Origin of the sequence: Tropicimonas isoalkanivorans (assembly GCF_900112335.1) — a bacterium.
GTDB classification, from domain to species: domain Bacteria; phylum Pseudomonadota; class Alphaproteobacteria; order Rhodobacterales; family Rhodobacteraceae; genus Tropicimonas; species Tropicimonas isoalkanivorans.
Window position 1 is genome coordinate 1 of sequence record NZ_FOLG01000035.1, and the last position, 8,440, is coordinate 8,440.

Annotated in this window: 10 protein-coding genes and 1 pseudogene; 9 read left to right on the forward strand and 2 right to left on the reverse strand. The window is 61.9% G+C overall.

The features are described 5' to 3' along the window. On the reverse strand, positions 1-185 hold a 185-nt coding region (locus BM075_RS23700; protein ID WP_177208473.1), incomplete at its 3' end, for a transposase. 154 nt (positions 186-339) lie between these two features. On the opposite strand from BM075_RS23700, the gene BM075_RS23705 reads away from it, so the two are divergent. The 9 genes and pseudogenes from BM075_RS23705 to BM075_RS23745 all read left to right on the forward strand — a co-directional run bounded on the left by BM075_RS23705 (position 340) and on the right by BM075_RS23745 (position 7,626). Then, a complete protein-coding gene (locus BM075_RS23705) occupies positions 340-1,392 on the forward strand; it encodes a lytic transglycosylase domain-containing protein (RefSeq protein WP_093363082.1) in 1,053 nt (350 codons plus the stop codon). Beyond that, the gene (locus BM075_RS23710; RefSeq protein ID WP_093363077.1) at positions 1,392-2,201 is read left to right on the forward strand and encodes a type IV secretion system protein; all 810 of its coding nucleotides are present in this window, start codon (positions 1,392-1,394) and stop codon (positions 2,199-2,201) included. The genes BM075_RS23705 and BM075_RS23710 overlap by 1 nt, the downstream gene beginning before the upstream one ends. Before the next feature lie 17 nt (positions 2,202-2,218). Further along, positions 2,219-2,872, forward strand: coding sequence for a VirB8 family type IV secretion system protein (locus BM075_RS23715; RefSeq protein WP_093363078.1), 654 nt, complete (start codon positions 2,219-2,221; stop codon positions 2,870-2,872). 11 nt (positions 2,873-2,883) lie between these two features. Next, a complete protein-coding gene (locus BM075_RS23720) occupies positions 2,884-3,570 on the forward strand; it encodes a TrbG/VirB9 family P-type conjugative transfer protein (RefSeq protein ID WP_177208474.1) in 687 nt (228 codons plus the stop codon). Continuing rightward, the gene (locus BM075_RS23725) at positions 3,567-4,946 is read left to right on the forward strand and encodes a TraB/TrbI/VirB10 family type IV secretion system protein (RefSeq protein ID WP_093363080.1); all 1,380 of its coding nucleotides are present in this window, start codon (positions 3,567-3,569) and stop codon (positions 4,944-4,946) included. Before BM075_RS23720 ends, BM075_RS23725 begins: the two co-directional genes overlap by 4 nt. Positions 4,947-4,950: 4 nt before the next feature. Beyond that, positions 4,951-5,937: an ATPase, T2SS/T4P/T4SS family gene (locus tag BM075_RS23730; protein ID WP_093363081.1), complete on the forward strand. Its 987-nt coding sequence runs from the start codon at positions 4,951-4,953 to the stop codon at positions 5,935-5,937. Continuing rightward, a complete protein-coding gene (locus tag BM075_RS23735) occupies positions 5,934-6,128 on the forward strand; it encodes a hypothetical protein (RefSeq protein WP_009807516.1) in 195 nt (64 codons plus the stop codon). Before BM075_RS23730 ends, BM075_RS23735 begins: the two co-directional genes overlap by 4 nt. After that, positions 6,125-6,538 carry a hypothetical protein gene (locus BM075_RS23740; protein ID WP_009807517.1) on the forward strand — a complete coding sequence of 138 codons (414 nt, stop codon included), beginning with the start codon at positions 6,125-6,127 and terminating at the stop codon, positions 6,536-6,538. Before BM075_RS23735 ends, BM075_RS23740 begins: the two co-directional genes overlap by 4 nt. Positions 6,539-6,550: 12 nt before the next feature. Then, positions 6,551-7,626 (forward strand): annotated as a pseudogene (locus BM075_RS23745) (TrbL/VirB6 family protein). A 482-nt stretch (positions 7,627-8,108) separates the two neighbouring features. Here the strand turns inward: BM075_RS23745 and BM075_RS23750 are convergent. Then, positions 8,109-8,440 (reverse strand): IS5 family transposase (locus BM075_RS23750; RefSeq protein WP_143089947.1); only part of this gene is annotated, 332 nt, incomplete at its 5' end.

Here is an 8,440-nt window from a genome sequence, read left to right on the forward strand (position 1 = left end):
CGGTCCCGGTAACCGTTTCGCTGAACCTCCCGCAGGGGAGAGCGAGCGCCCTTCGCGGCACCGGTTCGCGCCTCGACCTCCACTTCCATGATCCGCTCGGCCGCGAAGGCCAGCATCTCGCGCACGAGATCGCCATCGGCCTGCTTCTCAACCAGCTCAATCAGCGTCATTCTGTCATCGGTCATCGTCATCTCCGTTCTTGGTTCAAGGTCTTGCAACCCGAACCTTCTCGAAGATCGGCGGTGGCCGCCAGCGTCACACCCGGCCGCGCGCTGCGCTACGCCGGGGGCTCCGCGCGCGGCCTCCTACACCAAGCGTTGGGACACTACCGCGCGCGATATCATTGAGACCGGCGATCGCGAGGCCGACCTCGCGGTCCAAGCCGACAAACTTGCCGCGCGTGAACTCATCGCCGAGATTGAACGCGAGCAATTGGCCACCCTGCAGCGCATCCTCGATGCCCAAACCAGCTTCGGAGGTCAGGGCTTGCCAGCCATGGTCTCCGGGCTCGAAAGCGGCAGCGGCGATCCCGCTCGTTCCGTCGAGGCGGTCTATGGCACGGGTGAGATTGATCCCAATCCCGGCGGTGCGCAGATGTTCGGGGATGCGGCAGAAAATATCGAGCAGCTCATCATCCGCGTCGCCCAGGAGACCAGCGGGTATGCGGGCGTGGGCCGCGCGGGTCTCTCGCCGGTTCAATGGCGGGCTCTGCTGCAAGCGCTCATCTGGCAGGAAAGCCGTTTCACCATCGGTGCCCGCTCGCCGGTCGGGGCCTTTGGCCTCACCCAGATTATGCCGGGCACCGCCAGCGATCTCGGCATAAACCCGGAATATTATGACAGCCCCTATCTGCAGGTGCATGGCGGCGCGCGGTATTTGGCTGCTCAGCTCAACACCTTCGATGGCAACATCATCAACGCACTCGCGGCCTATAATGCAGGCCCCGGCCGGGTCTTTGAATATGGCGGTGTCCCGCCCTTTACCGAGACCCAGCACTACGTCCAGGTCATCCCCGAACGCTACAATCTCTACCTAAGCCGCATCGGCGGGATCGAAGCGCTTGGGACGATCGACCCCGCTCTGCTGGCCAATGCTAACCTCTCGATGACCGGGCATGGCGCGGCGTTCTATGGCAGCAACTCGCCCGCCGCGATCCGGCAGGCCGCCCTGCGCATCGCGGACATCGTCGAGCGGATTTCCGAGACCGAAGACGTGCAGGAAAGCATCGCGCTCAACACCTATGCCCGCGCCGAACTCGTGCGCCTCGTCGCGGCCCGCATTCGGCTTCAGGCGGCGCGGACCCGCGTCCTTTCCGCCGAAGAATTGGCACAGGCCAGCGCCCGCATGGCCGAGGGCGCGTTCATGGACTTCACGATCAGGGAGATTGACTGATGAGAGATCTACTTGTGAGGACGGCCTTGGCCGCGACGCTTGGAATTGGCCTGCATCTCGGCACCCTGTCCCCTGCCCTTGCACAAGGCGTGCCCGTCGTCGACACCCAGAACATCGCGCAAAACATCCAGCAGCTCCGGCAGATGATCGAGGACGAGATCCTGCAAAACGAGCAGCTGACGCAGCTCCGCGAACAGCTTGCGACACTCACGGACCAACTCGCGGAGCTGCAACGGACCTATGAAGCGCTCACCCGTCTCGCAGAGCTTCCAGAAATCATCCGCACCGAGATGGAGGACGAGCTGAACGGCCTGCTCGATCAGGAATTCGGCGACATCCTCGCCACAATTGAAGCCATCAAGACCGGAGACTTCTCTGGCCTTTCCGGCTCCGGCGCGGGCGAGATCGAAACCCAAATGGACCGGGTGTTGGCCGATCTCGGATTTGACGATGACACGCTTTCGGAAATGGCCACCAGCGGCAATCCCGGGGCCAACCGCGTGGCGACGCAGGCCACCACCGGCGCGCTCGTCTCGGCCGCAGCCCAGAACAGCTATGAAGATGCCGGCCAATCGCTCGAGCGGGTAGACCGCCTCGTCGGGCTCATCGACGACATGGACGAACTCAAGGAAAGCATCGATCTCAACACGCGCGTGACCGCGGAGCTCGCCATTGCGCTGGTCGCCATGTGGCAGCTCGAAGCGGTGCAGACGGTGGGTGACGGCACCGGCGGAGTGATCGATGCTGCGACCTTCGCCGAGGAGCAGCGCTTCATGGATTTCACCCTGCCGGACCTGCGGGCTGACTGATCGTGAGGGAATGAGAGGTGGCTACTGAACAGGAAATCATCGAAGAAGAGCTAGTCTATGGCGCCCTGCGCCGCGAACGGCTCTGGCAGCGCCTTGGGCTCATCGGCCTTATCTTCGGCATTCTCGGATGCCTGAGTGCGGCGGCTGTCGCAATTCTCGATGTCGATCCACCCCCCGTGGTCGTGCCCTATGATCCCGAGACGGGCTTCGCGCTTCCCGAGGCTTCGGTGGGCGCGACATCTATCACAGCCAACCAGGCGGTCATCGAGGCGGAAGTCTTCCGCTATGTGACCGACCGAGAGGTCTATAACCAGCTCGACAACGATCTGCGCATCCGCAGCGTTTTGCGCCGATCGGACGGGGCTGCAGAGGGCGGGTTGCGCCAAATCTGGAACAGCGCCAACGAGAACTACCCGCCAACGGTTTATGGCCCCAATGCCCGGCTCGACGTGGAGGTCCTCAGCATCAACCGGATCGGAACCAACCGCGCCACCGTCCGCCTGCGCAAGCGCCTGACATCTATCAACGGCGTCCAAACCGGGCTTTTCACCGCCACGCTTCTCTTCGAGTTTCGCCCCGAGACCCGCCGCTCCATCGATGAGGTCTGGACCAACCCCTTCGGCTTCACGGTCCTCGAATATTCCATCCGCTCCGACAGATTGGAGAACTGACGTTGTTGCTTATGAGATCGCTTGTTTTTGTCATTGCTCTGTTGCCCGGCCTCGCCTTCGCGGAAGCCATCCCGCGCGGCGGTCCCAATGACAACCGCGTGCGGCTGGCCACCTACCAGGAAGGTCAGGTCTATCGTCTCAACGTCTCGCTCACCCATGTCACCACCATCGAGTTCGGCGAGGGCGAAAGCATCCGCTCGATCATCGCCGGCGACACAGAGGGCTTCGAGATCGACGGCGTGCCGGGTGGGCAGGCCTTCGCGATCAAGCCCGTCGCGCGCGGTGTCCATACCAACGTGACCGTCTATACCAACCGCCGCAGCTATTACTTCAACGTCCAGGAGACCCGCAGCCCCACCTTCTACGTGGTCCAGTTCCGCTATCCCGAAGACAATGTACGGGCCACGCGTGCCATCGCAACGCAAGCGCCGAACTACAATTACGGTGCCAGCGCGCGCACCGAGTTCACCCCGACTCGCGTCTGGGATGATGGGACGTTTACGTACTTCGAATTCCCACGGAATGCGCCGGTGCCCGCGATCTTCCGCTACGCGAATGGCCGAGAACGGACGGTCAACACCCAAGCGACCGAGGACGGCGTGATCCGGGTCTCCGGGGTGAACAGGCAATGGGTCCTGCGGATCGGGGACGAGGTGGTCTGTATAGAGGCCACACCGCCTGCGGGGGTGGGATCATGAGCGACACCGGAAACGCGGACCTTGAAAAGCGCCTCGCCGCCCTCGAGCAAGGCAAAGGCGCGAGCTCACTCCCTGCCCCACGGCGCTCGCCGCTGCTCGCATTGGTCGTCGTCCTCGTGATCGGTGCGGGAGGGGCATTGCTCTATCTCCTCTCCCAGCCCAAGGAAGAAGAAGCCCTGCCCACGGCCACGCCCGACGTGTTCCAAAACGAAGGCGACGGCTTCGGCGCCATCGAAACCCTCTCACCACCCGAACCCGAGGTAGTTCTGGTCGCGCCGGAACCGGTGGAACCGAACGCCGAGCTTTTGGCGCAACTCGCCGCCCTTCAGGCCCAGATCGAGGAATTGCGCAACGCCCCCGAACCGGTGGTCGAGGAAGACACGGCTGCCGCCGAAGCCATCGATGCGCTGACCGCTCAGATCGCGGCGCTGCAAGCCGCCTCGGAAGCCGCACAGCAACGATTCCAGGACGAGCTGACGGCGCGGGATCGCAGCCTTGAGCAACTCCGCATGGATCTGGAACTGGCCCAACTCGAGGCCAGCCGACCCCAACCCGCCCCAGCGGGCCCCACGGAAGATGAACTGCGCGCGCGGGAAGAAGAGCGGCTGCGCCGCGAGGAAGAAGCACGGCGGCTTGCGGAACTTGAACGCCGCGCGGCCGAGGAGCGCGCGTTTCAGGAACGCCGCATCACCTCGCCCACCATCGCCTTTGGTGGCACCTCAGGCGCAAATGAAACCACGCCAACCGAACGGACTTTTGGCGAAGTGACGGATTTCGTGCTGAACGGCGCGTTGCCCACGTCGGTGACGCAAGCCGAGGTCATCGCCAATCCGTCCAACACCATCATTCAGGGTACAATGATCCAGGCCGTCATGGAAACCGCCCTTGACAGCTCCCTGCCCGGCCAGACCCGTGCCGTCGTTTCCGAAGATGTCTACAGCGTCGACGGCTCTCGTCTCCTGATCCCGCGCGGGTCCCGTCTCATCGGGCGCTATCGCTCTGGCGTCGATATCGCGCAGCGCCGGGTCACCATCGCCTGGGACCGGATCATCCTGCCCGACAACCAGACGATCCAGATCAGCTCTTTCGGGGGTGACGAATTGGGCCGCTCCGGCGTGACCGGCTTTGTCGACACGCGCTTCGATGAGCGTTTCGGCTCAGCGGCGTTGATATCGCTGATCTCCGCCGCGCCAAGCGCTGCTGCTGCAAACGTCCAGGATGAGACCGCCGCGGACGTGCTCGAAGACGTGGGCGATGATCTGGCAGATGCGACAGACAGCGTCATCGGCGATTACCTCTCCATTGGCCCCGTCATCTATGTCGACCAGGGCGCGCGCGTCACGGTGATGGTCGACCGCGATCTGGAGATATTCTGAGCCCATGTCGCTGAGCTATCTCCAGACCTCGCTTGATCGGATCGAAGCCGCAGCACGCGACGATGTCATTGAGATTTGCATCAATCCTGACGGAAGCTGCTGGGGAGAATTCCAGGGCGATCACTTCATGCGAAAGCTGGACCAGAGGCTGACCGCAACAGAAGTCAAAGACCTCGGCAACCAGATCGCCTCTTCCGCCAACACGACAATGAGCAAGGATCGCCCGATCGTTTCGGTCTCGATCACCTACAAGGGGCGACCGATCCGGGCGCAGGTCATCACTCCACCTGCAGTGCTAACCGCCATGTCGATCAGCCTTCGGTTCTTTTCAAGCCTGCCACTCGACGGGATCGCAATCGACTTTCTCTATGGCAAAGAACGCAAGCTCGAAGAACTGCGTCTCGAGAAGACGCGGGAACTGCGCGACGTTGTGGCCGCGGGCGTGATCGACGATGCGCTGGCCTTTTGCGTCGACAACAAGCTTAACATGATCGTCTCTGGCGGCACCTCCACCGGCAAGACCGTGGCTGCGCGCAAGATCCTCTCGCACGTGCCATCCGAGGAACGCATCGTCACCATCGAGGAAGCCGCCGAGCTTCTGCCGACCCAGCCCAATGCCGTGACCCTCATCGCCAATCGCGATGCGGAGTTCCAGACCGCCGATGTGCTGCTCACCGCAACGTTGCGCATGCGCCCCGACCGGATCATCCTGGGCGAGGTGCGAGGCAAGGAGGCCATGACCTTCCTCGAGGCGATCAACACTGGCCATGGCGGCTCAATGACCACGCTTCACGCAGAAACCCCGCAACTTGCCGTGCAGCGTCTGGCCATCGCCGCGCTCAAGACCGAGATCCCCATGACCTATGCCGACATGATCCAGTACATCGAGAACTCCATCGACGTAATCATCCAGGCCGGTCGCCATGATGGCAAACGCGGGATCACCGAATTCTACCTCCCGGGCAACAATGAGATCGGAGCTTCCCAATGAAAACCTTTGAATACGATATCCTGTCCTTTCCCATGACCCGCAAAACCAGTCTTGCCGACATGCAGGCCAGCCTAAATGTGAAGGGGGCCGAAGGCTGGGAGGTCGTGTCGATCAGCTCCTCGGAATTCGCCAATGTGGGACACACTGTCTTCCTGAAGCGCGAGACCACACCCGCCAGAGCCACGGCATGAGGCAGGCGGGCTGTACCCTCGTACTGGCTGCGCTGGTCCTGGGCCTGACGTCGGCACCCGGCTTCGCTGAGCGCAATCTCGTGCCGACCCTCGAGCGCAGTTTCGACGTCTGTCCAGAACGGCCCGCTGAACCCGTGTGGATGCAGGAGATCCCCCTGCGCCAAGCCTATCAGCGCGTGCTGGTTCAAGACATCTACCGAGCCCAAAATCTTGAACGCATCGTAGAGACTGGCAGCTGCGCTTGCGAGATCCGGTTCCCGTCCTGGGACGATGCCGAGGGGGCGTTTCGTGAGCGCCACGCCAGTGACGAACGCTGGGAAATGCTGCAGGCCTCGGACGCCTACAACCGCCGCGCCAGCGCCGTCCGCCCTGCCGCCAAAGCCATCTGCGAAGCTGCAGGCAATTGGTAGGGTAGTCCCGTTATGAGCGTCGTCACTTATTTCGTTGAAACCTCCCAGGGCTATCTCGACACCGCAGCAGAAACCCAGTTCGGGTCGGTCGCGGCAACGGTCGGCACGCTTCTCGTCCTGGGAACAACGCTGTGGTGATTCTCGTCTTCCTGAACATGATCTACCAATACAAGGCGATGGACGGCCGCACGGCCTTCTGGCTGGCAGTCAAGATCGGCCTCATCGGGATATTCGCGACCAACTGGGTGCAGTTCAACGCCCTCTCCACCGCCATCCTGGCCGGCATCGACAGCATTGCGGGCGCGCTTGTCGCCTCAGTCGGTGGCGGCACCCCAGGTCCCTCTGGGACCTTTGCCGAAGAGTTTGACCGGCTGATCGCGGAACTCGGCGACTACCTCAATGCAGCCGGATCAGAGCTGAACTGGATGGCAGGTGCCATGCTCGCCATTGTCGGGGTGCTGTTACTTTCGATCCTCGGTGGGCTCGCCGCCTTCATTCTCGTGGCATCCCGCCTGATGATCGCACTCCTGATTGGGATTGCCCCGGTGATGATCTTCCTGACCCTCTTCGAAGTGACCAAAGATTACTTCGCGCGATGGCTTTCGGCACTGGTTTCCTTCGCACTCTACCCCATCGTCGTCGCCGGCGTGTTCGCAACGATCACTGGCGTCTCTTCCGCTCTGATCGGTGAGCTTGGCGACCCGGAAGGGGCTTCAAACATAGGCGCGCTCATCCCCTTCTTCATGATGGTCCTCATGGCCAAGGGCTTCATCATTGCCACGCCCTTCATCGTCCGCGCGATCTCCGGAAACATCATGATGCCCGCCCTCTCCGGTGGTCTCGGCGGCGGCTACAGCTTTGCCCGCGCCGCAATGGGCAGCCAGCAGGCCTACAATCGCTACCTGATCGGTGGGGCAAGCGGTGCGGAATATGCAGCCCTCAGAGCGCGGCAGTTCTTCGGTGTGCAGCAGATGCCTGTTCGGCAAGGGATGGGGCAGACGGGTTCCGCAGGAGGCACAGGATCCGCAGACTCGGGGTCAAAAATGCTGGCGCAGCTGGCAAGACTGGGTCGACTTGGACGCCGGTGACGGCCCAATGCCGACATCCGCCTTGACATCCAGATGCCGCGGCGCGGCCCGTCGATCCGGACATTCGCGGCAACCGCAAAGCGAACAAGCGAACGAATTCATAATTCGCAGCAAACGACGACTTTCGCTGTTATTGCGCTTGCCTCAGACCCTAGTTAACTCAAACACTTTGGTGGATTTGTAGTGACGTGCTCCCCTGGCTTTCAGCCTCGATGACCTAGGAGTCGGTTCGGCTCCAATGGCGGCCAGTCAACCGACTCAAAGTTCTCAAGTGCGCGCGCACCATAGTCCGGCTCAACGGTCTCCGCCCAAGCGATCAAACCGCGGACATGGTGAAAGATACCGGACACGGAAGTTTGCCTTGAAGCTGCGTGCACAGACGGCCCGTGTGATTCCGATGTCAGGTAATGTAAATGCATGCGGATGTTATCCTTGTATTCGCGCGGCAATCGCGGCCGCTCGGAATCAACTAGGGTCAGGACTCATAGCCAGTAAATGACGAGAGCGGCCAGGGCGATGGCTGACAGGAAGACCTTCGGGCATCTGTCGTATCGGGTTGCCACCCGCCGCCAGTCTTTCAACCTCCCAAACATGATCTCGATCCGGTTGCGACGTTTGTAGCGGCGCTTGTCGTACTTGACGGTTTTCTTGCGCTGCTTTCGGCCGGGAATGCATGCGCGTATCCCTTTGTCTTTCAACGCTTCTCTGAACCAATCGGCGTCATATCCACGGTCACCGAGCAGCCAATCTACCTTTGGCAGGCTGCTGACAAGCGCCCGTGCACCGATGTAGTCACTGACTTGTCCAGCGGTCA